We start from the raw sequence: 914 nt of genomic DNA, 5'->3' as shown, positions 1-914 counted from the left end.
TGACCAGGCTGAAGCTTTACGGCAGGCATGGAAAAAAGGAGAATATTCTTCGAAAATGGCATTAGGTCAGGCATTTGGAATTAGTCGCCAGGCGGTATACCGCTATTTAAAAGCCAGTGAATAACGAAATGAAAAGAGCCTGTAAATTATTTTGTGTAAATACAGTTTTATTTACAAGCTCAAATATGGGTGGTGCAGCAGTATGGGGCTATCTAGGGTATAGCGGGCAGTCGACGGCAACAGCCACAGTTCAACAACCCAAAACCACACAGCAATCACCTGAATCAAAAAAATCTAGTTTTCTTAGTCAGGAATTGGTGGATGCACGTTTAAATGAATTAAGTTTTAAAGAAGTTATGCGCCTGTTTTACAAAGATAATATGCGTAATGTTTTTGTAAATGAAGGTGAAATTGAAATACAAAATTTTGTGGCAATTGGTTCAGCGGATGAAGCTGGTGAAAATACCGTTGCGCTCATGCATCCAATCATTAACTATCGGAATGTTGAAGGTGAAGCACGATTTTTAGTCATGATTGAAAAAGTACAAGTCAGTGAAAATGGTAGTGTGGTAAGTTGTCATGCCTGCGTAGGCAATTTGGATTTATATAGCTTTAAAAAACTCACCAATGGACAATTTCAAGTGGTCAGCAAGAGTCGACCTGAACAAGAATATGGCGGCAGCTATGGACGTGTACACGTAGACCGGGAACAAATTTTAAATAATATGCAGCCGATTGGTAAAAAACTCATTGGTAGCTTTTATCAAAGTGGTTATAGCAGCACAAGTGAAACGAGCAGTTCATGGAACGTAATTCATTTACCTGAAGATAATTTTATTGGTGCTTACGGTGTTGCTGACGCAGCTGGTGATAACGCAGGAAATTATGAACCTGAATCGCCCTTGCACTTTAGC

Annotated in this window: 1 protein-coding gene and 1 pseudogene; both read left to right on the top strand. The window is 39.5% G+C overall.

Annotation, left to right across the window (positions count from 1 at the left end; genetic code table 11):
* Positions 1 to 124, top strand: a pseudogene (locus SE27_RS14675) (recombinase family protein); the annotation flags it as partial.
* A 61-nt stretch (positions 125 to 185) separates the two neighbouring features.
* The coding region (locus SE27_RS14670) for a hypothetical protein (RefSeq protein WP_201772990.1) at positions 186 to 914 on the top strand (729 nt) is incomplete at its 3' end.

This window comes from Acinetobacter harbinensis (genome assembly GCF_000816495.1).
Classification (GTDB): Bacteria; Pseudomonadota; Gammaproteobacteria; order Pseudomonadales; family Moraxellaceae; genus Acinetobacter; species Acinetobacter harbinensis.
The sequence above is the reverse complement of the archived record's forward strand: the minus strand, read 5'-3'. Positions and strand labels throughout refer to the sequence as shown.